The sequence below is a fragment of the Beduini massiliensis genome, assembly GCF_000829905.1.
Taxonomy (GTDB): Bacteria; Bacillota_I; Bacilli_A; order Erysipelotrichales; family Coprobacillaceae; genus Beduini; species Beduini massiliensis.
Window position 1 is genome coordinate 607,846 of the sequence record NZ_CDPP01000006.1, and the last position, 24,998, is coordinate 632,843.

A 24,998-nucleotide genomic window follows, 5' to 3' on the forward strand; every position below is an offset into this window, starting at 1 on the left:
ATTGTGCTCTACGCTTTCTTTGATTAAATTCTTGCTGTCTTTGCTGCTTTGTTTAACCGATCTTTTTTCACCTATGATAAAGTTAAATAAAAAAGGAGAAAAATATGAGAACAGATATTTTAGATTATTTAAAACAAGAAGTATATTCAAGATGTGTGTTGCCAACTAATAAATTTGGAATGGGTTGCTATTACCATATTGAAGCCGTAGTTAAAAACGGAGAGTTATTGGCGGAAAAATATGGTGCTGATAAAGAAATCGTGATGATTGCCTCATGGCTGCATGATATCGCTTCGATTACGGATTATACTTTATACGTTGATCATCATATTCATGGGGCAGACATTGCTTATGATCTTTTGACAGAGTTTTCCTATGAACAAGATAAAATAGAACTTGTACAAAAATGCATAAGAAATCATAGAGGCAGTATACAAGCTGATAAAAGTAGTATAGAAGAATTATGTGTTGCCGATGCAGATGCGATATCTCACTTTGATAGTTTACCAAGTCTTTTATATTTGGCATATAAAGAGAGAAATATGGATATTGAAAAAGGAATTGAATTTGTAAAGGGAAAATTAGAAAGAAGTTTTAATAAATTATCCCAGCAAAGTAAAGCGTACTATAAAAATAAATATCAGCAAGTAATGTCTGTACTGAATTCATAAATTTATTGGCAATTAAAAAAAGAACCTGCTGTTTTGCGGGTTCTTCTTTGCTTTAATTCTGTTATCCTTATTATTAACTTTAGAAGCTATTATATCCTTTTTTTAGCTAGCAGATAAGCACCATATTCCGGTGGATATAATGGTGGAATTAAAGTAATCTTAGAATCTAAGTAATATTTTAGCGGTTCTAAAATATAATCGTCAGCTTTAAAAACACCCCCTATATATGAAGCTGTTACCGGCTCATCAAAAGTTTTGGCTAATGTATTTAGCAGCATTGCTATTTCTAAAGCCGCTTCTTCATATATTTTGATTGCATAACTGTCTTGATGTTTTGCTGCCTGATAAACAACTACAGCCATTTTCGCAATTTTATCACGTTCATTATGAATGACTGTATTCATATAAGGGATTAATTCATGATCTTCTTTTATTTCTAAATATTGTTTTAAAGCATCATACAAATAGGTTTTAGGTAAACGTCCGTCACTCTGCTTACAGAAAACTGCCAGCAGCTTTTTGGCGATCCAATAAGCACTTCCCTCATCCCCTAAGCTATATCCCCAGCCACCGCAGCGAATTTCCTGATTGTCATGTTTAGCTAAAGCGATGGACCCGGTACCGGCAATGACCATAATCCCAGCCTGTCCGTTAAGGGCACCATTCAATGCCGTTTCAACATCATTGGTCAACGTATAAGGAGTATTTAAAAAGGCTTGATCACAGATGTCCTCAATTTCTTTACGCAATACCGGGTTCTGCCCGTAGCCGGCAAGTCCGATCCCAATCTTTAAATGAGACGTTGCTTTAGGATATTGGTCAAGCAAGCATTGGACTCCTTCTTTTAAATTAGAAATAATATCTTCCTTTGATACTTGTAAGATATGACAGGTTCCTAATACGGTTTCAGCAAGAGACACTCCGTTTTCATCGTATAAAGCAAATTTTGTCTTGGTTCCACCACCATCTATTCCGATATAGTACATATTGCTCCTCCTGTTTCTTCTGATTTTTTAAGTTGTTTATCATAACAAAGAAAGAATGGCAGATAAACAAGAATTGAAATAATGAATAAACAAATAAGTAAGATAAGAATTTGAAATACACCCCCACTGCTAATCAATCCGCCTAAAAGAAAAGGAAACACCCAAGGGGATAAAAATGAAGGATATAGAAACGGCTGCTGTGCTATCCAGATATAACTGACGATAACACAAATACATGGTGTCAAAAAGAAAGGGATCATCATCAGCTTATTCATAACAATTGGAGTGCCGAAAATAACCTCTTCATTAATATTTACCCAGCCTGATTTAAACGCTCCTTTGCCTAACGCACGTAAATGATGACTTTTTGAAAAACAGCGCATGAGCATCACCAGTCCCAAAGTAGTGCCGCTGCCGCCAATCCAGACAAACCATTGATAAAAGGGTTCTGTGCCAATATATAATGGGGACTGATTCATCAAAAGCTGAGACATATTCAACATCAGCATTTGCAGCCAAAAAGGTCTTAATAAGGTGCTGATAAATGCAATCCCATGCATCCCTGTGCTCCAAAAGAATACCGTGATTAAAATGACAATTAAAATGCCATAGATAGAATTGACAGCCCCCAATATCCCTCCAACAATTAGGGAAAGCATCGGATAGAAAGCAAGACCAATATATATAAGTACACCCATTATAACGAAATTCAAACATAGCAGCATTATCTTATGAAGATAATCGGCTGCCCCTTGTGGAAAAAAACTTTTTATCACAGGTATTTTTGAGTTTATGTGAAACACTGAGTTGAATATAAAAGTAAAGAAAAGGACTATCAGACAGCTTTCTTGCATAGACATATTCCCTAAATAGCGAAATAAAAGCATAAAGATAATATCATTTACCATAATTTCTATGACGGAAGATTGTTTTTCTTGAGCATAATGATAGCCATATGCTGCAACTAAAAAAAGAGGATATACCTGACAAAAGAGAAGTCCTATCTGATCGATATCGTTCCATTTTATATAGCGATTTATCCATAAAATCAAACAGCCGGCAATAAAAATAGGAAGAAGATCCACGATTGCCTTTTTCAGTGCTTTTAAATGGCTGAGTTCATTTATTTTTTCTACCCATGGCTGCATCACGGTTATTGCCTTTTCTAACATGCTTTCTTCCTTCCGTAGGTAATATTCCCTAATATGACACATTCTTGTGCACCTGTCGCCGAAATCACGTTAGAAGCCTGACGATGCAAGGTTTCATTTCCCATAACGACAAATGCAATAGCTTCTTTTGCCGCACTGGAAAACCCTAAAGATTCTTGAGTCAGCACTTCCAGTTGGGGCAGTTCTTCTTGAATAAAGCGCATAAGGGTCTGATTATAGGCTCCACCGCCACCGACGATTAATTTTTTGATAGGATAATCAGGTAAAAGAAATTGCTTATAGTTGACCGCGATCGATTTAGCTGTGAACATCGTAACCGTTGCGACGATATCCTCTTTAGGTAAAGCTTTATAGCGTTTCAATACATCCAAAGTGAATGACTGACCAAACATTTCTCGTCCGGTCGTTTTCTTTGGAACTTGTAAGATGTAAGGATGTGCCATCAGTTCTTTCAGCATTGCTTCATTCACCTTTCCCAAAGCGGCTGTTTGACCATTTTCATCATAAGGCTTTCCATATAGTTGAAGCATTGCTTCATCAATAATCATATTTCCCGGACCGGTATCAAAAGCGATTAATGGCAAGGGGCTTTTTTCCGTTGGCAGAACACTGACATTTCCTATTCCTCCGATATTTTGTAAGGCTATGCATTCATTCTCTTTTTGATAAAGAACTTGCTCACTGTAAGGAACAAGGGGGGCGCCTTCCCCTTTAGCTGCCATATCCATGACTCTAAAATTAGAAATGACATCAACTTGGCATTCATAAGCAATTACAGCCGCTTCTCCAATCTGCAAAGTGGAACGCACATGCGTATCATCGGCAATCGGCTGATGATAAATCGTTTGTCCGTGACTTGCCACAAAATCTAATTGATCTAACTGAAAGTTTGCTTGTTTACAGATGGCTTTTACACTCTTCGCAAACAATTCTCCTAATTCAAAGTTTAGCGAACAGATTAAATCTACTCCTGAGTACATGGGGTCACATGCTTTTTTTATTTTTAATTTGATATCTTCCGGTATTTCATACGTATCAAAAGCCAGCATACTCACTTTTGTTGTTTTCTGCGATCCATTAATTTCACATAACACCGCATCGATACCGTCTAATGAGGTACCGGACATCAATCCTACTGCATACATAATGATTCCTCCTAAAAAATAAACAGACTGATTAATCAGCCTGTTTATCCATCATTGCATTTTTAACGAAACCGTGATGTTTTTCTAATTGCAGACGGGCCGTTTTTTCGTCACAATCAAGTAAGATCATCACAATCGCTATTTTAGTTTGACGATGACTTTCTTCAAACACAATAGAAGCCTGTTCATAACTGCAATCCGTTGCTTCCATAATAATGTGTTTACTTCTTTCTACTAATTTTTCATTGGTTGGTTTCATGTCTACCATTAAATTCTGATAAGTTTTCCCAATTCCTACCATAGAAGCGGTAGACAACATATTTAATACTAACTTTTGAGCAGTTCCAGCTTTTAAACGGGTAGATCCGGTGATGACTTCCGGACCAATTGTCATATCGATCGCCAGTTTTGCCACTTGCCCTACTTTACTGTTTGGATTACAAGCAATAGAGATAGTGAAAGCACCGATCTCATTAGCTGCTTTTAAAGCTCCGATCGTGTGTGGTGTTCTTCCACTTGCAGCAATTCCAACGACAATATCTCTAGCGGTAATAGCCGCATTGTAAATATCTTGATAGCCCCCTTCTTCATTATCCTCAGCTCCCTCTTTCGCTTTCACGAAAGCACTGTCACCTCCGGCAATGATTCCTTGGACTTCATCTGTGGTTCCAAATGTTGGCGGACATTCCACCGCATCCAAGACGCCTAAACGCCCGCTTGTTCCGGAACCGACATAATAAAGTTTACCACCGTTTTTTAAAGCATCGATGATCTTTGCAACGGCTTTTTCTATTTGCGGTAAAACTTCTTTTACTTTAAGAGGGACACTTGCATCTTCCTCATTCATGATTTCTAAGAATTGATGAATACTCATATCATCTAAGTTCATTGTTTTGGGATTTCTACTTTCAGTCACTAAGTGAGTGATTTCAATTTTTGCCATAAGACCCTCCTAAATTCTTTTTATAATTTCTCAAATATAATGGTCGTATCATTATCAATATAATTTAATAGTTCGACATATTCCGGATGAATAAATCCAATCACATTAACACGTGCATCCATCCCCATGTCTATCTTATTCAAATGGATTTCTCCACTGTAACGACCCGCTAATGCATTCTGCATTGTTATACTTCCTCTTGGACGGCAAGTATTATGATATACTTCTACATCATTGACTCTTGGTATTGCCAGACGGATCACTTGTTCAGGCTGATCTTTTCTGATTTGAATTTCCTGATCATATAAATGCTGATAGTTCTTTTCTAAATGCGCTTTGATGTAAAGTTTTTTACTTTCCATATAGGCTTGAATGCTTCTTAACGTCTCTAATGAGGCTTTACTATCCCCAATAAAGACATCTTTAATTCCACAATCATGAATCAATTCAACGGCTGCACATAACGGATGTTTTTCACGGTGACATTCTAATGTTGGCAGTCCCTCATATAATGGGAAACGTTTTAATACATCTCCGCACACAAAGGCTTGAATCGTTAATCCATATTCTCTAAATATTTCATTTTTATGGTTAAAGGCTTCTATCCCTAGTCCTGTTTCTTTTCTTGGATAAAAGTTGTGTGTCAAAGCAATCTTTGTCATATCCACTCCGGCTTTTATTGCTCCATCAAGATATTCTTTATTCACAACACTGGCATTCAGCATCAAATAAAAGTCTTTTTGCAGTTGCTTTACTGTCTCATAATTATCAAAGCCATAATCTAATCTTAAAGATTGAAATCCCATTTCTCTTAAACGGTGATAATCTCCTTTTTCAACTTTTAATTTGTCAAAGGTAACCGGTGATACATCGGGTACAACCTGCAATCCCAACTGTTGACATGTGTTTAAAAACAATGGTAACTTTTGATCTAAATCACTGTAGTCTTCTTCGGGGATATGCAAAGAAGTGAATACATACTTTGCTCCACATTGGGCTGCTTCTTTTAAATATTCTACATCTAAATCTTTAAAATATACAGAGATTCCTAACATGTTTTTCTCCTACTGGGCTTCTAAGCCTTCTTTTTCTTTCTTTAAATCTTGTTTTTCAATGGTTTTAATAAACGGATAGAATACTAATGCTAAGATGACCCAGGTAATAATGACAAACATGGTTGCCGGTATATTACCTGCCGTGGCAATATAGGTTTTAATTGGTGCCGGTGTAATCCATGGGGCAATCAAGACCGGTACCGGCAATATTCCCGTAACTGTCAGAATGACCGCCACAATAGCGACAACTAAATAACTAATCACAAACGGAATCATCATTAATGGGTTCATAACGATTGGCAGACCGAAGATCAATGGTTCTCCAATATTGAAGAAAGCTGCCGGTAAAGCAAGTAACCCTAATGTTTTAATGCGTTTTGACTTAGAGAAACACATTACAATCGCAAGAGGCGCTAATCCGGTCCAAATATAGTTATCATAGAATACTCCACTAAACATATGAGGCAATGCTGATCCGGCTTCCATAGCGGCAATGTTGGCAACGTTCATCTGTGTCCAAATTGGAGTGGCAACTGCCCCGACAACGTTTCCTCCATGAATTCCGACTGCCCATAAGATACGATTTAAGAATGTCGCTGTAAAGACAGTCGCAGGGGAATCTCCTGCATTAATCAATGGTGTAAAGATATCCATGATCATTTGTGGTAAGTTTAAGTTTAATACAACACGTACAAACCACCAGATTGTCACGATAATGGCTGTAGGGATTAAAGCAACAAACGCTTGTGATACCATGCTTGGTACCCCTTCAGGCATTTTAATCACTAATTTCTTACGGACAAAGAAACGATATAATTCTACTGTCACAATGGCAATTACCAATGCGGCAAAGACTCCTTTTGCTCCTAAGAAATCCGTTGGTACCCCGGAAAAAGATCCGGCTTTATCTGATCCCTCTACCACTGTTTTCACAGTCTGAGCAGGAATCATCAATAAGAATGATGCAACAGAAAGGATGATTGGCGCTAAAAAATCATTTCTTTCACCCTTTTTAGAATTATAATATTCGATTGTTGCATAGGCAGCTGTCACAGAAACATAAAGTCCGATAAAACTTGTTCCAATGCCAGAGGCTGCTGAGAATTTAGCTGCAAATGTTCCGATAAATTCCTTATATCCAGGAATTGGCAATGCCGCTAAAAGTAAGAATAATGATCCAACGATCAATAATCCGGTAAACGTAATAAATGTTCTTTGAATAATTTGAACATACTTTAAATTTGAGAATTTAATTAGCGGTGGCGCTATCTTCTCTTCAATAAACCCTGTAAACTTCTCCATAGTGTTCTCCTTTCGCTCCCAAATATTGGAATGGCTTACATCTTCAGTATAACAAATAAAAATTATATTTCAATATAAATTTAATAATTTATGAAATATTATTTCATTAAAAATTCATAGAACTGATTTCGCCATTCTAAAATCAAAGGGTTATTTCGTGTTGGATGTATTCGATTGCTTAACACAATGACAGCTAATTCCAAATCAAAATCTACCATAATCGACGTTCCTGTAAATCCGGTATGCATAATTGCACGTTTGGAATGGAATGGTGTGATCGGTACCGGATCACTGTTGATAAATCCAATTCCACGATTACCGTTGACATTAGACGTTCGGTTCTGATAAAGCAAAGCGATGCTCTCTGGTTGTAATATCGTTTGTTTTTTATACTTTCCCCCATTCAGCAACATTTTTGCATAATGACTTAAATCATAGATCGTCGAAAATACTCCGGCATGACCGGACACTCCTTGCATCATACGGCATTTACGATCATGTGCAGTTCCCCGAATGACGCGCTTTAATAACGGTGAGTCCTCGGTCGGTGCACAGCGTTGTATCCATGTTTGATCGGGAAGATATCCGGTTTCTTCCATTTCCATAGGTACAAACAGCCATTCTTTACTTAAATCAGCCAAAGATTTTCTAGTTATTGTCTCAATAATTTCACCCAACAAAATAAATCCAAGATCCGAATAAACAATCTGTTTTCCCGGTTCTAAACATGACGATAATCGATAAATGGCTTCTAAGATTTGCGGTTTTTGGCTGTCCAAAGGCAAAATCGTATCTGCCGGTAACCCACTGGTATGAGTCAGCAGATGTTCAATCGTTACCTGAGCAGATTGGAACGAAGGTAATATTGTCTGAATCGGTTGATCCAAACTTAACTGATTTTTCTCAATCAGCTTTAAAATAAGAGGGGTTGTCACAATGACTTTAGTCAGACTTGCCAAATCATAGATGGTTTGCTGATCGTTTATTTCTTTATGCGGATAAACACTTTTATTCCCGACTATAAAATATTCACTTTTTCCATGATCCATCATCCATACATGGCATCCGCAAAAGACACCACGTTCAACAGAGTCTGTTAAATAGTTTTGGATTTCTAATTTATTTTTCATATTTATTCTCCTGTTTTTGAAATATTATTTCGTTTTTATTATGAAAGCTTTTAAGTAACCTGTCAACTTCCTAACCGTCTAAGACAATTATTCCTACAATAATAAAAGACACTCTCAGGTGCCTTTTATTACTTATTTTATAGTGATCATTTTTTTACAGGAATCCAAAGTTCGCAGAATAATCCTTCTTCTCCCTCTTCAAAATAGATCTCATAATCGGTATCTTCAGTTTGACTATACCCTGTTTGCGGAATAAATTCTTTAAAGAACTTGCTCCAAGTTTCAGCGATACACCTACTGTCATTTCCAAAGCATTTAAACACTACGTAGTCCATTGGTTTTGTTTCCCAAATCGAATAACCGCTGTTTAAAAGTTCATCCAGTGTGGATACATCGGTTTCTTCATCTAAAAGGATGCCAATGCCATAATTAAAATGGGTTTCATTTTTTAATGTAGGACTGCATAATCCATATACATCTCTTTTTCCTTTTGGACGAAGTGATTTAAGACGTTGGATCTGTTGATTGTTGTGGCACTCGGTCCAAAAATTAGGAATACTTTGATCATTTTCATCATTCATCTTAACATTTGGAAATGCTTTAATGATTGTAATAAACTTCTGACTTTCTTGTACAGCAATTTTGTAATGCATAATGTTTCCACCTTCCATCGTTATTTTAATTACAAGAGGATTAAACAAGCGAAGTTCCGTGCCTTTGCGTTTTGCCTGTGTCGGGGTCACTCCATGGAAGCGGGAAAAAGCTTTAGAAAAACTTTCCGGTGTGTCATAACCGTACTTGTATGCGGCATCAATTACTAGAATATCACCGTTTTGAAGTTCCTGTCCTGCCAGTGAAAGACGTCGATTTCTAATGTATTCACTTGCAGTCATTCCCGCCATAAAACGAAAAACTCGGTGAAAATTATAACTTGACATACCGATACTTTTGGCCGTGGCTTCATAGCTGATGCTTTCTAAAAGATGTTCTTCCATATAAGTAATGGCGTTTTGTAAAAGATACATGGCTTCCATATTTATCCCTCCCTTATCTATTAATATAATCGATTCTTGGTTTTAAATCCTGTTCTTGTTTGCACAAATAGGACGTCTTTTAACAGACTTACTGTTTAGAATAAAAAATAAGCCGTTAGGTACGGCTTTATGATTTGAATTCTTTTACCATCTCTTTAGTTTTCAATAGGTAATCATGGGTTTGTTCTAAATTGTCTTTTGCGATTGCCAAATAAAGTAAATCGGTAATAATCAAAGAAGATTCACGTGAGGAGATTGCCCCTATTCTTACTTCTCTTTCTTCGGTTGGAATATAAAGCAGAATATCGCAATAACGGGCTAAAGGTGATTTCTTTAATTGTGTGATCCCGATCGTCACTGCCCCGCTTTCCTTAGCGTAACGCATTGCTGTAACGACTTCTTTTGTTTCACCGCTGTAACTGATGCCTAAGGCTACGTCATCTTTTGTGATATGGGCAGCATTGGTTATCTGAAAATGAGTATCATGATGATGAATGGCGAATTTTCCGATACGTGAAAGTTTATGTAATAAGTCATCGCAGACAATGCCGCTTGAACCTACTCCGAATAAATAAATATAGCGTGATGATTTCAAGGATTGTACGGCCTTTTCCATGGTACTTTCATTCATTAAGTAATAGGTTTGTTCTATGACTTGCAGATTAACCTGTTTTGTTTTCTTGATTAATGTATGAATACTGTCTTCGGCACGAATCTGTTCTGTGAAGTTTTCAATATTCCCGCCGCTTTCTTTCGCCAGTTCTACTTTCAATTCACTAAATCCGCTAAATCCGATCTTTTTAGCGAAACGAATAATTGCCGCTGCGGATGTTCCTGTTTTATCAGCTAAGACTTGAGCGGAATCATTTAGGATATCGGCATGATTATCTAAAATATAGTCTGCCAGTTTCCCTTCTGTATCGGTCATCATGTTTCTGGCTTCTTTGATACGATATAAACAACTCATTTTATCACCTGCTTTCTCTCATTATAGGATATTTATTGGGTTTAGAAAAGAGATAAGTATATAAAAACGGCAACAAAACGTTGCCGTATTTCAATTAAATACCAAATAAGAGTTCCATGTAGGTAGGCATTGGCCAGTATTTTTCATCGACAATGACTTCCAACTGATCGACTGTTTTTCTTAATGCTTCCATGTTGACGAAAACATCATCACGCCATAAGGCGGCCAGTTCTCCCACTGCGGCCTTTGACTCCTGACACTTACTTACGTTATTTTCCAATAAGGTCAATTCATCTTTCATTTGTGAAAGAAGTGTGGTTATCTTTTGAGCGTCTTCAACTAAGAAAGAAGTATCCAATCCCAGTTCCTTTGTCGCTAGGATATCGGCTGAGAAATCTCCTAAATAACTCACAATTGCAGGATAAATCTGAGTTTTTGCCATCTTTATTGCGGTTAAAGCTTCTAACTGAATCGTTTTGATATAGTTTTCTAGTAGAATTTCATATCTTGATGCTAATTCTACATTTGTATAAACCCCCAAACGGTCAAACATTTCCAAATTCTTAGGAGTTCTTAAACATTCTAAGGCCGCGACTGTATTTTTATTATTGAGTAAGCCGCGACGAGCAGCTTCTGCTTCCCATTCGGCTGAATAGCCATCTCCATTAAAGATGATACGCTGATGATCTTTAATAAAGTCACGAATGACCTCTATCACTTCTTTTCCGCTTTCAATGGCGTCTGACATTTTATTCATTTCATCTGCCAGCATTGAATTTAATATCGTATTGGGTCCGGCAATGGATTGACTTGATCCTACTGCCCTAAATTCAAATTTATTCCCCGTAAAGGCAAAAGGCGAAGTACGATTACGATCGGTCGTATCTTTTGAGAAAGTAGGGACTACCGAAACCCCGGTTTGAAAACGTGCCCCTTGAGCATGTGTTTTTACTTTGCCGGTAATGATATTCTCAATTAATTCATCTAATTCATCCCCTAAAAACATGGAGATAATGGCAGGGGGAGCTTCGTTTGCTCCTAAACGATGATCATTGCCTGCTGTTGCAATCGACATTCTTAATAAGTCGGCATATTCGTCTACCCCTTTAATCGTACAAGCTAAAGCTGCTAAGAAAGGAATATTTTCTTCCGGATTTGCTCCTGGATTAAACAAATTCATTCCGGTATTCGTGATAATTGAGAAATTATCATGTTTTCCTGACCCATTGATGCCCTCAAACGGTTTTTCATGCAATAAGCAACGCAGCCCATGTTTTTTTGCTACATCCTGCATCAAGATCATCAATAAATGATTATTATCGGTCGTAATATTCATGCGTGTATATACACATGCCACTTCATGCTGTGCCGGTGCCGCTTCATTATGTTTTGTTTTAGAAGGAATGCCGTATTTCCATAATTCTTCATCCAAATCTTTCATAAAAGCCGCAACTTTACGTTTCAAACTTCCAAAATAATGATCTTCTAGCTCCTGACCCTTTGGTGCCATTGCTCCAAACAAAGTACGTCCGGTCAGTTTAAGATCCATACGTTCTTGAAAATAACGATCATCTACTAAAAAATATTCCTGTTCCGCACCTACGCTGGCATATGCACTGGTCACTTCTGTATGCCCAATTAAATGCATCAAACGAACAACAGCACTGTTTAAAGCATCCATTGATCTTAATAACGGTGTTTTTTTATCTAAAGCTTCTCCTGTATAAGAACAAAATAAGGTTGGAATATAAAGAGACCCCTCTTTCACAAAAGCAGGTGAAGTACAGTCCCATGCCGTATATCCACGTGCTTCAAAAGTTGCACGCAGCCCTCCTGATGGAAATGATGAAGCATCGGGTTCCCCTTTTCTGAGGGTTTTTCCACTAAACTCTGTGATCGCATGTCCCTGTCCGTCGGGTTCTAAAAACGAATCATGTTTTTCCGCAGTTAATCCTGTCATTGGCATAAACCAATGTGTAAAATGAGTTGCTCCGTTTTCCATCGCCCAAATCTTCATTGCATTTGCAATGACCGTTGCGGTTTCTCTCGATAAGGCTTCCCCATTCTGCAAAGCTTCATGAAAAGCCTTGTAGGTTGATTTTGGAATACGTGCTTTCATGGTATCATCAGTAAACGTTTTGCACCCATAAGTTTCAATAATTTTATTCATATCCATCTGTCAAATTCCTCCCTTATTTTGCCTGTTATCCTGTTCTTTAAACTTACAGGATAATTATATCATCAGATCTTTTACTGTCAATAAAATCATTCTTTAATATATATGGTAAATTTACTAAATAAATACAAATAAAATGATTTTACCTCCCTACTCTTCTGATAAAAGTAAATTATTCGCCATTATTATGTAAGGGCTCACTTAGTTTGATGACGAGTTCACAAAACATTAAACTGTCATACTGTTCCAAAAAAGGCGAGTGTCCGCTTTTAGACAGTTCGTAGACTTCTTTAATCTTTCCTTGTGGTTTTAACGGCTCGACAACTCCGACAATAGGATGAGGATCATATTTTCCCTGTATTAAATAAATCGGACATTCAATCGCATTGAATATACTTTCCCACTTCCCCTCTTTACGCCACCGACTTGCTTCCTGCCAGATCGCATCATACATCTTTCCGTCCGTTTTTTCCACACTTACCAGTTCCGGATTCAAACAATAATTATCGGCTTTTTCCACTAAACTACCCAAATGTTTAAGGGCTTCATCCTTATCTGCATAATAAGGATCTGCCAAATTTATCAGTAAAGTTTGAAATGTTTCTTTTTCTTTTAAAGTAAGGCGCTCAAATCTTCTTTCTTCAATCTTTGAAACATAGCTTTCATTTAATGGCGGACACCCTACCAAAATGACATTTTCTACAAGTTCAGGATAACGCTGGGCAAAAATACCTGCCAGCCAAGCTCCCCATGAATGTCCCAATATTGTCACTTTATGAGTTAAAGAGGACAGATCCTGCTTTAATTCTTCCACCAAATCTTCAATCGTATATTGAGTCTGAGTATGTTCTGCAACGCCGATTCCTTTACTTAATTGCTCTGCTAATCCATGCAGTGAATCGATTGCTCCGGGTCCTCCATGGATCAAAACAAGCTGACATTCTGTTCTTCCTAAAAATGTTATCATAGATAATCCTTCTTTCTTTTTTGATAAAATACTACGTTTGAAATCAATATAGACTTAATATATGGTATAATTTCATTAAAGGAGGTTATATGAAACAAACGTATACATTTAAAAAACAAAATAAACCGGATCTTCACTGGTTAATGCAAAGTGATCATTCCTATCGTCTTTTGCTTCTGCAAACCTTAAATGATGAATCCCAGCTTTCGATTGTCGAAAGCACATTGACTATTTTGTCTGAGATCGATCAAGAACTCTTTGTCGAACAAATAGCACGTATCTACCATAAAATCTATCTTATCAAAAATCAAATGACAATTCTTTCTTTTTTAGAAACTAAACTCGCTTTAGAAAAAGAAAAGCTTGTCATAAAATTTGACCTCTATAATGAGTATACTACATTATATAAAAAACAAGTTAAACAAAGTTCTGATGAAATGACGGCTATGGATATGACTTGCCTCATCCTGCAGCATTATCCTCGTCTTTATTTTAAAGATGTGTTGGGCCATCTGAAACCTTATATCTTTTCTATTTTAGAGGCTTACCATAACGATGATTATTCCTTTTTACAAGAAGAAGCCGCAATACTGATTAAAAAAGAAGATGATTTTGTTTTACAGCAAGAGCAAAAACTAAGACAAAGAATCTTACAGAAAGCCAAACGACAGCTGAAAACCTATTTAAAATTAAAGGATCCGAAACAAAAAAACAAACTGCTCACACAATTAAAAGAAACAACAAAGCAGAAGCTAAATGGCTACGATGACGAAGAAACGACGGATTTATATACTGCTATCGATCAGGCAATGCTTTCTTCACCTTCGCTTTTATTGCCTGCTGTCCAATATTTTCATTATATCAATACGAAAACTGAGGATACGAGCGCTTTAGAAACCATCTTATCTTTTTATAACCAACATCATCTTTATATTAAGCTTAAAAAGATCAAGAATGAGCTTATTTTGTATCCCACTATCCCCTCTTTTTTTGAACAATACCGGCATGCTTATCAAACAAATAAAATCAGTGAAACCATCAATCAGCTGGATATCTTGATTGAGGATATTCAAATACATGGTCAATTAAAAAAATTAGAATCCATTGGCAAATTACTTACAATCAGTAAAAAAGAAGTAGAAGCGATTATCTGTGAAGCGGATCAAGCAGCACCTGTAAAAGATAAAAAAACGCCGTCCAATCAAGAAGTGCCGGAAAACTGCATAACGATTGGTGGCTTTACATTAAATGCTGATACTGTTCGGGCAAATCCGGATACATTGGAAAACTTGATTCCCATGATTTGTTTTGACAGACTCAATCAAGTCGATCAATTACAAAAACTGATGTATGAAGTTGGCTACGATAAATTAAAAACTTATATTCAAAAGCAGCCGCAATTAGAATTTCGCAATCTTTTAGCGATTGTCAGAATTGACCGTCTTTTGCGCTATCAGTATCAGGCATTACTAGAGAGTGTTGAACTTTATTTTCGTTCCGGATTTACGCAATATTTATCCAATAAATATGATGAAATCTATGAGGTCATTGGTAAGGATATTCGTCATTTCTATTATCGTGGATATTTACGCAATTATGTTTTTGAAGATAATGACCTTCATTATGAAAATATCAAGAAATTGAATACTCGTATTGATAATGAAATCATTGCCAATAATCAACAGGTTATAGAAGAATATCGAGAATGCAAATATGCCATCAGCTTTGCCACCGCGGCCGGTTTAATGACTTTTGGCTGGCTGATCGGGATCTTTCAAAACTTGGTAATCGCTGAAAAGAAAGCCTTATTACAAGAATATTATGTCGATTTAACACCGCAGACCTTTAATGCATGGATTGTGGGGTTAAATAATCTGCGCAATAAATGTGCTCACTATCAAAGTCTTTATCGCTTAACTTCCATGAAAGAACTGCGTCCGATCATGACAAAACCGGAAGATCAATGTGAATTGGATAAAACGATCAATCATCACTCTTTATTTTATTATACCTTGTTAGCGGTTCGCTTATCTCCAAATGCGGAAAATGTGACAGAGTTTATCGAATCCGCTGAGAAGTTGTTTGATATGGCGTATCAGGAAAACAGTTCATTTGATTTAGAGCTGGATTATTCTTTTCCTGTTAACTGGAAAGAAATCTTACTTAATGAACAATGCCGTCATATCAATAAAAAAAGGAATCAATGATGGATTCCTCGGATTACTTTAAAAATAAATCGGGTTATTGATGAAACTATCAATAAAGCAATCGCAATCGCCACTGCATTCCCCAGTGTTTCGATCCCTTTCGATAAGGCTAAGTCATAGTTATTCTGTATAAAATACAACATGGTATAATACAGTCCGGCTCCCGGAACTAATGGCAAGATTGCCGGCAAGGCAAATACTGTCACAGCATCTTTATATACTCTGGCACAAATCTCACAGATAATACTTAAAACTAACGCCCCGACAAAGGTGGCAATAATCGTTCCCTGTTCAAATCCCAACATCATCTTATAGGCTGCCCATCCAAAACCACCGGCGATGCAGCCTTTTAGTATGGCTTTAAGAGGACAATTAAATATATAACCAAAACCTAAGCAGGAAATGAATCCCAGTAGAAATTCTGTAATCATAGCAGTCCTCCGATATTTGAAAAAAACAAGGTAAGCCCAACACCAAAAGCAATGCCTAAAGCAATAATTAAGGCTTCTACCGTCCGAATGGTTCCTGAGAGAATATCTCCGTTGATAATGTCTCGAACGGCATTGGTGACTGCCACTCCCGGCACCAGAATCATGATCGTACCGATAACGATCGTGTCAATATCCCGAACGATACCAAAACTTACACACATTGAGGCTAAAAATGTCATCAAGATTGCCAAAAGGGCATTGGCAATAAAAGCATTCATTTCATATTTCTTTAAAAACTGCATTAAATAATAAGTAAAACATGTGATAATGAATGTCACTATAAAATCAATCCAGTTTGCTTTTGGCATGAACATGATGCCAAAAACACCGCAACTGGCACTGATTGTCAACGCTCTTTGCCAGTTAGGTAGTCCCTGACATGACTCCACATCAGATAACTTTTCTTTGAACTGATCTAGTGTATAATGGTTTTTTACGATACTTCTGGATAGATCATTGATCTTAGAAATACGTGCTAAGTTTGTTTCACGCTGATAAATGCGGCGTATACGAGTATACGTATGCCCTTCAATATTAACAGATAAATAAATACAGGTCGCTAACGTAAAAACATCAATATTTTTCACACCAAAGGCGCGGCAAATATTGACGATGACTTCTTCTGCACGATAGATTTCCGAATTGCTTTCCAGCATCATGCGTCCTGCTTCAAGACTTAATTCCAAGATTTGATCGATCTCTTTCATTTTATCACCCACAGTTTTTTATTATAAGCAATCCCTCATAAATTACAAGTTATACTTGAGCAAATGATGTCGAATTCCCACTTCCAAAAATGGATCGCCGCATTCTTCAAAGCCTAGCTTCTGATAAAAGCCTAAGGCATTTTCTCTGGCATGTACCATAATCGTTTTGACATGTAATGGCTTTAATTTCTGAATCGATTGCATAAACATTTCTGTTCCAACATGACGATTCCTAAAAGAAGGGTCAACTGCTACCTGTTTCATCTGCATTGTCTCTTGATCAATAGTACGATAGAAGCAAACTCCAATGACCTGAGTACCTTCCATTACTATAATATGAAGATCATTCTTTTCTGCTTCTAATGGATCGTCATATATGCTCATGCCTAAAGGCTGACGCAGCACTTTATCTCTTAATTCCAAGGCCTTTTTATATGCTTCGCTGTTCCATTCAATTTGCTTAATTTCCATCTTCGCCTCTTAGATCAATGGAAGCAACAACTTCTCCATCGAAAGTTTTAATCGTAAAAATATGATTTTCATAAATACCAAAACTGTTGGTTCCTTCTTTAGGCAAGGAAACCGAAGATGGATTTAAAATAAAGATATCTCCTGTTTTTTGAGCGAGCGGCACATGATAATGACCATAGACTAACACATCATTTTTACTTAACGGCGGCAATGCTTCTTTATGATAATGATGTCCATGAGTTAAAAAGAAACGATGTCCATCTATAAATAAATGCGTATACTCACTTAATATAGGAAATTCAAGCATCATCTGATCCACTTCACTGTCACAATTCCCTCTGACACTGATTATCTTATCTTTAAAAGCATTCAGCATTGCCGCTACTTTTTTAGGGGCATACTCTTTAGGCAGGTCATTGCGTGGTCCATGGTATAAAAGATCACCTAAAGAAATCAGATAATCACATTTTTCTTTTTCAAACTGTTTTATGCTTTCTTCCATATAATAAGCAGATCCATGTACATCAGAAATAAACATTAATTTCATTTTCTTCTCCTATCCGTTGGTTAATTCATCCAAACATATATAAAATAAGACTTTGTCTGGATCTAATGATGCTATCCCATATGTTTTTAAAAACAACTGCATATCGGCTGCGGTAAAGGTTTCATGCCTCCATTCAAAATTGAATCGCAAGGTTCGTAAAGCAATCGCAATATCTAAATAGCGATCATTGACACCACAGCCAACAACATCGATCCAGCCGGTGACTTCTTTATCCTTAATCATAAAATTTGGCATGCAGACATCTCCATGGCATAAAACCAAATCAAAATCCTTGGGATAATGTGCCATCATCAAATCATAAACCTCTTGTCCGCTCATTCCTTTGAATTCACGTTCAAAGTATTGTGTTTTGATTAAATTATGCTTTAAATTATAGCGAACATGCTTCAATTTATCTTCCAGGGTATTATATACAGGGAAATCTTGGTAATCGATCTGATGCCATTTTTTTATTTCTTTAGCATAGAGGATCACCATCTCGTCCCTGCTCATTTGTTCAAAGCCATATTGTCCCATTACCCCCGGCAGCATCTCCATCACCAAATAATACATTCCCTGATCAAAAAGATGAAAATAGACATGGGGCACTTTCATTTTATCTTGAAGCCAAATCAAAATTTGGGCTTCCTTTTCAATATCCAATGAAGCAGAACATTTTATCACGATATCCTTATTGAGATACCCTTTCTTTACTTCAAAAACTTCGGCATCTGAATATCCCATCTGTGGACGTGTAACATCACGCATATCTATTTTATCTTTTAATTCATCTGGCAGCTGCATATTCTTCTCCTAATAAAATTCATCTAATAAAAAGTAAAATTCACGTTTTCTTTCATCTATCTTATCAATGCCGTAAGTCTCTAAAAAAAGCATGGTATAGGACTCTAAATAAGGTTGATGAATCATTTCAATATTTGTTTTCAGACTTCTTAATGCCAAGGCAATATCCTGATAACGATCATCTACACCGCTTCTTCCTAAATCGATAAAACCGATTTGATCGCCAACTAATACATTGGGCATACAAAAATCCCCGTGGCAGACCACCAAATCACGTTCAAGTGGACGCAGTGCCACTAATCGTTCAAAAGTAGCTTCCAATCCACGTGCTTTCGTTATATCCTCTAAAGTATCAAGATCGACATTGGGAAGATTCTTTTGAGCAGTCTGAATCCATTCTGACAAATCACGCTGAATCGGATAATCCTCGATGGGCAATTCATGTAGCATTTTCAATGCGGAAGCATAAAGCTTGATCGTTCCTTGAATATCCTCCTTAAGCAGTTCATAAAGCATTCTGCCCTTGACTTCACTCATTAATAAGAAATGCTGTCCCTCTTTTTCAATAAACTCATATACTTTTGGAACATTCAGTTTCCCCTCTAAATAGCGATAAGCTTTTACTTCATTTAGAATTTCTTTATTTCTTGATATTTTTAAATAATAGTTTTGTTTATTGTTCGTTAGAAAATAGACGCCATCCTCTGAACATCCCACTTGATTTTCAGTAACTTTGGCAATCTCATATTTTCTGATCCATTCCTCAAACATTGATCTCTAACCCGACCGGACAATGATCAGAACCTAAAACTTCAGTATAAATCTTTGCATCTACTAATTTATCGTTTAGACTTTCACTGGTTAAAAAGTAATCAATGCGCCATCCGGCATTCTTTTCTCTTGATTTAAACATATAAGACCACCAAGAATACACACCGGTTACATCAGGGTAGAAATGACGGAAAGTATCTGTTAATCCAATCTTCAGCAACTCACTGAATTTGTTTCTTTCTTCATCTGTAAACCCGGCATTGCGACGATTGGTTTTAGGATTTTTAAGGTCAATTTCCTGATGCGCAACATTCAGATCACCGCAAATAATAACAGGTTTATTTTCTTGCAGACGCGCAATATAAGCTTTAAACTCATCTTCCCAAATCATGCGGTAGTCCAAGCGTAACAACTCTCTTTTCGTATTAGGGGTATAACAGGTGATAAAGTAAAAATCAGCATACTCCAAAGTAATTACACGACCTTCTTGATCATGTTCTTCGATATCTAATCCATATGTAATCGCTAAAGGTTCTTTTTTAGTATAGACAGCAACACCGGAATACCCTTTTTTAACGGCACTGTTCCAGTAACTGTGGTACCCTTCAAATTCCAAATCGATTTGATCCGGCTGTAATTTTGTTTCCTGAATGGCAAAGATGTCTGCATCTGCTTCTTTGAAAAAATCAACAAAGCCTTTTTGTACACAGGCACGTAAGCCATTGACATTCCATGATATTAATTTCATAATGACCTCCTATTGCCTTTATTATTTCATAAATCGATTTATTTGAATAGTGAAACGCAAAGAAAAAAACGATTTTCATCGTTTTTTAAAGTTCACAGATTGGATAACGAATTATCGTTTTTAATTTCTCCGGATCTACTCTCTGCGGATCATTCAAATAAATTTCATGATGCAGCCCGTTAAGCTTATACCCTTGAATAGTAACATATTCCATAATCTGAGTTGTAGACGAGATTTCGGTGTCATATGCTCCGATATGCAGCATTTGAACGGCTTCTCCTTCTTCACGTTTTTTAAGATAGATATCTTCTAAATATGGAATATTCTTCTTTTCAATCAACATTTGTTTGATTTCTTCAAATATTTCCTGAGTCATTGCAGTTGGCTGCACAATCATCAATGTATATTTGATTCTTTCTTTTCGCGTAACGTCAAATTGACCATTATCATATGTATCCCAAACACCTTCTAATGGTGAACTCATGTAGTCTGTTAAACCATGAGCTTTGTAGTATTTTTTAACGGCTTTGGCAAACAGATGCAATGCTTCTGATTTTTCTTTAAACTCAACTTCACGAGGATTGCCGATACCATCCAACATAATAAACTGAAACTCAGGTACTTGGACAATATCGATTGATTTCGTACTGGCATCAAATAATTCTTTATACTCTTTTTTAATGTCTTCTTTCATCTTCTCACCTCACCACTTAATTATTATATACAAATTCTAAAAAAATGCTACATAATTTAGTTATTTTTTAACTTTATTTCCATCATTGTCATTTCTACACCCATTACCGTTTTGCTTCTTGACAAGCTGGTAAAACCACAATGTTCATAAAATTTGATTGCCTGTGTTTCCGCATCCAGTGACACACGATCCAATTTAGGGTTCAATGCCTGACAACGTAGGATCGCATATTTAAGCAGCTGAGTTCCATATCCCTGTTTTTGATAGGGCGGATCAACAAAAATATTAGTTATAGTATTCCCATCTTGAATCTCTACAAACCCTATGATTTCATTTTCAGTTAAAACATAGAATTCGTACTGATGATCTAATCGTGCTTCTATATTTTTTATTTTAAAATAACTTTTAACAAAATGTTTAGCCAAATAAAGTTTTTTATCCTGACGGATATTATTGTCAAAACATTTCAGTGCAATCTTCTGCACACGAGGTGCATCCTCTTTTTGAAATTCTCTGATCACGATAAAAATAGGCTTAACGCCTATTTATTATGCATAACGAAATTCCATCCATCTTTACACATTTCATCAATGTCCGCTTCGGCAACAAAACCTAATTCTTCTTTTGCTTTTGCTGTGTCCGCATAACATTCATCAATGTCTCCGGGACGACGATCCGTTATTTTGTATTTGATTTTAATTCCTGTTGCACGTTCAAAGTTATTCACAATATCTAAAACACTGTAACCTTTTCCGGTACCTAAATTATAGATATGCACCCCACTGCTGTTCATGACTTTGTTGATGGCTAAAACATGTCCGCGAGCTAAGTCTACCACATGGATATAATCTCTGACTCCGGTTCCGTCATGAGTATCATAGTCATCTCCGAATACATTTAAGCATTCTAATTCTCCGGAAGCTACTTTTAATATATAAGGCATTAAGTTATTAGGAATATCTTTTGGATTTTCGCCGATCAATCCGCTCTTATGTGCCCCGATTGGATTAAAGTAACGAAGCAAGGCGATTGACCAATCCGGATGTGCAAACTGAATATCTGTTAAGATTCTTTCTGTCATCAACTTTGTCGTTCCATAAGGATTCGTTGTTGATAAAGGGAAATCTTCTTTGATAGGCACAGATGCCGGTTTTCCGTATACGGTTGCACTTGATGAAAAGACAAAACGTTTACATCCGTATTTCTCCATCATTTCGCATAAAACAAAGGTGCTTACTAAATTGTTTGAGTAATACATCAATGGTTTTTCTACAGATTCTCCAACTGCTTTATATCCGGCAAAATGAATGATGGCTTCAATATCATTATCTCTGAATACTTCATCCATCTGTTCCTTACATGTAATATCATATTCATAAAATTTAAAATCTTTGTTTGCGATTGTTCTGATCTTATCTAGGACATCTGCACTTGAATTATAAAAATTATCTACAATAATGACTTCCTGATTATTTTCTAACAGCTGCACGACTGTGTGGCTGCCGATAAATCCTGCTCCACCCGTTACTAAAATTGCCATCGTTTATCCTCCTATAAACTTTTATTTAGTACTTCTTCAATCTGTTCCTTAGTTGCCGCTCCTTCATGAACTTTTACATCGTCAATAAAGAAAGTCGGTACATAATAATAATCGTGAGCATCTGCATAAGCAGCTTCTTCACTTTCCTCAATCATTTTAATTTGAATATCTGCATATTTCGGATCTGCTTTTAACTCATTCATCCAGCGAATTGCCTGTTTGCAATAAGGGCAGTTCTTCAAATAAAACAATTCCGTTTTTTTCATTTAGATCACCTCGATTGTTTTAATGATCTGCTTTGATAACGGCGCATCTTGGAAATCTGTCGCTGTTTTAGCGATCCGATCCACTACTTCCATACCTTTCGTGATCTTACCAAAGCCGGCATAATCTCCATCTAAATGCGGTGCATCTTTATGCATGATAAAGAATTGGCTTGAAGCAGAATCTTTTACCATGGTACGTGCCATAGATAAAACACCTGGTGTATGTTTTAAATCATTCTTAACACCATTTGATGCAAATTCACCTTTAATGCTTTTGGCTTCCTTATGCTTCATATCTTTATCAAATCCTCCGCCTTGAATCATGAATCCGTCAATGACTCTATGAAAGATTAATCCATCAAAGAAATGTTGTTTAATTAAATTGACAAAGTTTTCTACTGTAATCGGAGCGATTTCAGGATATAATTCTCCCTCCATGACTTCTCCGGTTTCCATTGTTATTCTAATATTTATTGTTTCCATTATTTTTTTCCTTTCTGTATCTTTATCCCATTATACTTTTATTAGGTCCTAAAAGCAAATAAGTCAAAATGAGAATTTGTAAAATGATCATCAGCGGAATGCCGACACTAAATTTCTTTTTTGAAACTTTATGATGTGCCATTTGCATCCCGATATAGCTGCCGATACTGCCACCCAAAACAGCTAAAAGAAGCAATGTTTTTTCGCTGATTCGCCATAAATGATGCGTTGAACGATATTTATCGATCAGCATCGAAATGAAACCCGCTATATTTATCAAGATTAAATAATAGATCATTTTATCACCGCCATCATTATAGCAAAATCCTTCTGCTATGCCAATGAAAATAAGGGTTCATCGTAATTAAAAAATCATATCTGACTAAAGTCATCGTATGATTTGTTTAAGAACGTCTGATCAAATGATCTATTATAGTTTCTCATATTTAAGAAACGTTTATACCTCTTTGAAATATAAATAAAAGGTTTTAAATGGAAGCGGATTTACGGAAAAGAATTAACCCAATAATAAAGATTACGGCTAACATTCCCACGCCAATATTGACACTATTAAATAACTGGCTTGCGATTGAAATCATCGCTGTTCCAAAAAAGGATGCTCCTTTCCCGCAAATATCCATAATTCCAAAGTATTCTCCGGATTTATCCGCAGGAATGATTTTCGCAAAGTATGAACGAGATAAAGCTTGTATTCCTCCTTGAAACATTCCCACAATAAACGCTAAGATCCAAAAATGTAATTGGGTGGAAATGACTAAAGCAAATAATGCAATGCCGGTATAAGCCATAATGCATAAAGTAATTAAGGTCTTATTCTCATATTTCTTTGATAATCGTCCAAAAAGCAAAGAACATGGAAAAGCGACTATCTGCGTCATTAACAACGCAATCAATAGACTGTTGCTTTCCAAGCCTAATGCCTGACCATAAGCCGTAGCCATTTCAATAATCGTATAAACCCCATCAATATAGAAAAAGAAAGCTAAGAGAAAGTAGAATATTCTTCGATCCTGTCTCACATTTTTTAGTGTTGTCCATAAACGTCCCAAACTTTGTCGGAAAAGATGGGATTGATGTTCAACATAATATTTTTGTTGATACATTTTAAGTAAAGGGATACTCATCCCTACCCACCAAATCGCGATTAACAAGAAAGTGACAATCATGGAGGTGGTCATCGATAACCCAAAGCTGCTTCCTCCAAGTACCAAAAACAAACCGATTCCAAATGGCAGACAGCTTCCTAAATACCCCCAAGCATAGCCTTGACTCGAAACAGCATCCATTCTTTCTTGTGTAGTAATATCGGTTAACATGGAATCATAGAACACCAAGCTGGAAGAATATCCGACTTTAGCAACAACAAAAATAACTAGGAAAACCAACCAAGTTGAGGCTGCCCCTAATAAAGCACAACAAACTGCACCTATCATCATAGAGCCGGCAAAAAGTTTTTTCTTAAAATTTTTAATATCTGCCAGAGTTCCACACACGGGTCCGACCAACGCCACAATCAAGGTCGACAGGGACATCGCATATCCCCAATAAGCTAAATATTGGATTTCACTTAAGCCCTCTAAATCCGCTAAATAATTAAAATAGATAGGTAAAATCGTGGATACTAACAAAATAAATGCAGAATTACCGATATCATAAAGAATCCATGCTTTTTCTAATGATGTAAGTTTGAATTTCATAAG

27 protein-coding genes are annotated in these 24,998 nt (G+C 36.5%); 2 read left to right on the forward strand and 25 right to left on the reverse strand.

Annotated features, from left to right (window positions below):
• Positions 1-104: 104 nt before the first annotated feature.
• On the forward strand, positions 105-671 hold the full coding sequence (locus BN1225_RS12955) for an HD domain-containing protein (protein ID WP_041140205.1): 567 nt from the start codon (positions 105-107) through the stop codon (positions 669-671).
• Between the two features lie 89 nt (positions 672-760).
• Here BN1225_RS12955 and BN1225_RS12960 read toward each other — a convergent pair whose 3' ends face one another.
• The 11 genes from BN1225_RS12960 to BN1225_RS13010 form a co-directional block, all read right to left on the reverse strand.
• Positions 761-1,657, reverse strand: coding sequence for an N-acetylglucosamine kinase (locus tag BN1225_RS12960; RefSeq protein ID WP_041140206.1), 897 nt, complete (start codon positions 1,655-1,657; stop codon positions 761-763).
• The gene (locus BN1225_RS14205) at positions 1,639-2,829 is read right to left on the reverse strand and encodes a PTS transporter subunit EIIC (protein ID WP_052466694.1); all 1,191 of its coding nucleotides are present in this window, start codon (positions 2,827-2,829) and stop codon (positions 1,639-1,641) included. Before BN1225_RS14205 ends, BN1225_RS12960 begins: the two co-directional genes overlap by 19 nt.
• Complete coding sequence (anmK, locus tag BN1225_RS12970; protein WP_041140207.1) at positions 2,823-3,974, reverse strand: anhydro-N-acetylmuramic acid kinase AnmK; 1,152 nt, start codon at positions 3,972-3,974, stop codon at positions 2,823-2,825. Before anmK ends, BN1225_RS14205 begins: the two co-directional genes overlap by 7 nt.
• A 31-nt stretch (positions 3,975-4,005) precedes the next feature.
• Positions 4,006-4,917: an N-acetylmuramic acid 6-phosphate etherase gene (gene murQ, locus BN1225_RS12975; RefSeq protein ID WP_041140208.1), complete on the reverse strand. Its 912-nt coding sequence runs from the start codon at positions 4,915-4,917 to the stop codon at positions 4,006-4,008.
• Between the two features lie 20 nt (positions 4,918-4,937).
• On the reverse strand, positions 4,938-5,972 hold the full coding sequence (locus BN1225_RS12980) for a MupG family TIM beta-alpha barrel fold protein (protein WP_041140209.1): 1,035 nt from the start codon (positions 5,970-5,972) through the stop codon (positions 4,938-4,940).
• Between the two features lie 9 nt (positions 5,973-5,981).
• The gene (locus BN1225_RS12985) at positions 5,982-7,274 is read right to left on the reverse strand and encodes a PTS sugar transporter subunit IIC (protein ID WP_041140210.1); all 1,293 of its coding nucleotides are present in this window, start codon (positions 7,272-7,274) and stop codon (positions 5,982-5,984) included.
• Positions 7,275-7,372: 98 nt separating this feature from the next.
• The gene (locus tag BN1225_RS12990; RefSeq protein WP_052466696.1) at positions 7,373-8,404 is read right to left on the reverse strand and encodes a serine hydrolase domain-containing protein; all 1,032 of its coding nucleotides are present in this window, start codon (positions 8,402-8,404) and stop codon (positions 7,373-7,375) included.
• A gap of 146 nt (positions 8,405-8,550) precedes the next feature.
• Complete coding sequence (locus BN1225_RS12995; RefSeq protein ID WP_041140211.1) at positions 8,551-9,438, reverse strand: AraC family transcriptional regulator; 888 nt, start codon at positions 9,436-9,438, stop codon at positions 8,551-8,553.
• A gap of 127 nt (positions 9,439-9,565) precedes the next feature.
• Positions 9,566-10,405 carry a MurR/RpiR family transcriptional regulator gene (locus tag BN1225_RS13000; protein ID WP_041140212.1) on the reverse strand — a complete coding sequence of 280 codons (840 nt, stop codon included), beginning with the start codon at positions 10,403-10,405 and terminating at the stop codon, positions 9,566-9,568.
• 94 nt (positions 10,406-10,499) lie between these two features.
• A complete protein-coding gene (locus tag BN1225_RS13005) occupies positions 10,500-12,581 on the reverse strand; it encodes a glutamine synthetase III family protein (RefSeq protein WP_041140213.1) in 2,082 nt (693 codons plus the stop codon).
• Between the two features lie 172 nt (positions 12,582-12,753).
• Entirely contained in the window at positions 12,754-13,548 is a 795-nt protein-coding gene (locus BN1225_RS13010) for an alpha/beta fold hydrolase (protein ID WP_041140214.1), read from the reverse strand.
• A gap of 89 nt (positions 13,549-13,637) precedes the next feature.
• Between BN1225_RS13010 and BN1225_RS13015 the strand changes: the two genes are divergently transcribed.
• Positions 13,638-15,755 (forward strand): Abi family protein, encoded by a 2,118-nt coding sequence (locus BN1225_RS13015; protein ID WP_041140215.1) that lies wholly within the window; start codon positions 13,638-13,640, stop codon positions 15,753-15,755.
• On the opposite strand, the gene BN1225_RS13020 is transcribed toward BN1225_RS13015, so the two are convergent.
• The 14 genes from BN1225_RS13020 to BN1225_RS13085 all read right to left on the reverse strand — a co-directional run bounded on the left by BN1225_RS13020 (position 15,749) and on the right by BN1225_RS13085 (position 24,995).
• Positions 15,749-16,186, reverse strand: coding sequence for a threonine/serine exporter family protein (locus BN1225_RS13020; protein ID WP_041140216.1), 438 nt, complete (start codon positions 16,184-16,186; stop codon positions 15,749-15,751). The genes BN1225_RS13015 and BN1225_RS13020 overlap by 7 nt on opposite strands.
• Complete coding sequence (locus BN1225_RS13025) at positions 16,183-16,953, reverse strand: threonine/serine exporter family protein (protein WP_041140217.1); 771 nt, start codon at positions 16,951-16,953, stop codon at positions 16,183-16,185. Before BN1225_RS13025 ends, BN1225_RS13020 begins: the two co-directional genes overlap by 4 nt.
• A gap of 42 nt (positions 16,954-16,995) precedes the next feature.
• Complete coding sequence (locus BN1225_RS13030) at positions 16,996-17,424, reverse strand: GNAT family N-acetyltransferase (protein WP_041140218.1); 429 nt, start codon at positions 17,422-17,424, stop codon at positions 16,996-16,998.
• Positions 17,414-17,971, reverse strand: coding sequence for a phosphodiesterase (yfcE, locus tag BN1225_RS13035; protein ID WP_041140219.1), 558 nt, complete (start codon positions 17,969-17,971; stop codon positions 17,414-17,416). The genes BN1225_RS13030 and yfcE overlap by 11 nt, the downstream gene beginning before the upstream one ends.
• Before the next feature lie 9 nt (positions 17,972-17,980).
• Entirely contained in the window at positions 17,981-18,775 is a 795-nt protein-coding gene (locus BN1225_RS13040) for an APH(3') family aminoglycoside O-phosphotransferase (protein WP_041140220.1), read from the reverse strand.
• A gap of 9 nt (positions 18,776-18,784) precedes the next feature.
• Complete coding sequence (locus BN1225_RS14210; protein ID WP_052466698.1) at positions 18,785-19,546, reverse strand: APH(3') family aminoglycoside O-phosphotransferase; 762 nt, start codon at positions 19,544-19,546, stop codon at positions 18,785-18,787.
• Positions 19,539-20,294 (reverse strand): exodeoxyribonuclease III, encoded by a 756-nt coding sequence (locus tag BN1225_RS13050; RefSeq protein ID WP_041140221.1) that lies wholly within the window; start codon positions 20,292-20,294, stop codon positions 19,539-19,541. The genes BN1225_RS14210 and BN1225_RS13050 overlap by 8 nt, the downstream gene beginning before the upstream one ends.
• A gap of 85 nt (positions 20,295-20,379) precedes the next feature.
• Complete coding sequence (locus tag BN1225_RS13055) at positions 20,380-20,988, reverse strand: GyrI-like domain-containing protein (RefSeq protein ID WP_041140222.1); 609 nt, start codon at positions 20,986-20,988, stop codon at positions 20,380-20,382.
• Between the two features lie 56 nt (positions 20,989-21,044).
• Positions 21,045-21,509, reverse strand: a complete 465-nt coding sequence (locus BN1225_RS14215) for a GNAT family N-acetyltransferase (protein WP_187117564.1) — start codon at positions 21,507-21,509, stop codon at positions 21,045-21,047.
• Positions 21,510-21,529: 20 nt separating this feature from the next.
• Complete coding sequence (galE, locus tag BN1225_RS13065; RefSeq protein WP_041140223.1) at positions 21,530-22,528, reverse strand: UDP-glucose 4-epimerase GalE; 999 nt, start codon at positions 22,526-22,528, stop codon at positions 21,530-21,532.
• 11 nt (positions 22,529-22,539) lie between these two features.
• On the reverse strand, positions 22,540-22,794 hold the full coding sequence (locus BN1225_RS13070; protein WP_041140224.1) for a glutaredoxin family protein: 255 nt from the start codon (positions 22,792-22,794) through the stop codon (positions 22,540-22,542).
• On the reverse strand, positions 22,795-23,277 hold the full coding sequence (locus BN1225_RS13075) for a peptidylprolyl isomerase (RefSeq protein WP_041140225.1): 483 nt from the start codon (positions 23,275-23,277) through the stop codon (positions 22,795-22,797).
• A 22-nt stretch (positions 23,278-23,299) separates the two neighbouring features.
• Positions 23,300-23,557 carry a DUF1294 domain-containing protein gene (locus BN1225_RS13080; RefSeq protein WP_317621646.1) on the reverse strand — a complete coding sequence of 86 codons (258 nt, stop codon included), beginning with the start codon at positions 23,555-23,557 and terminating at the stop codon, positions 23,300-23,302.
• Positions 23,558-23,765: 208 nt separating this feature from the next.
• Positions 23,766-24,995, reverse strand: a complete 1,230-nt coding sequence (locus BN1225_RS13085; RefSeq protein ID WP_041140227.1) for an MFS transporter — start codon at positions 24,993-24,995, stop codon at positions 23,766-23,768.
• Positions 24,996-24,998 lie beyond the last annotated feature (3 nt).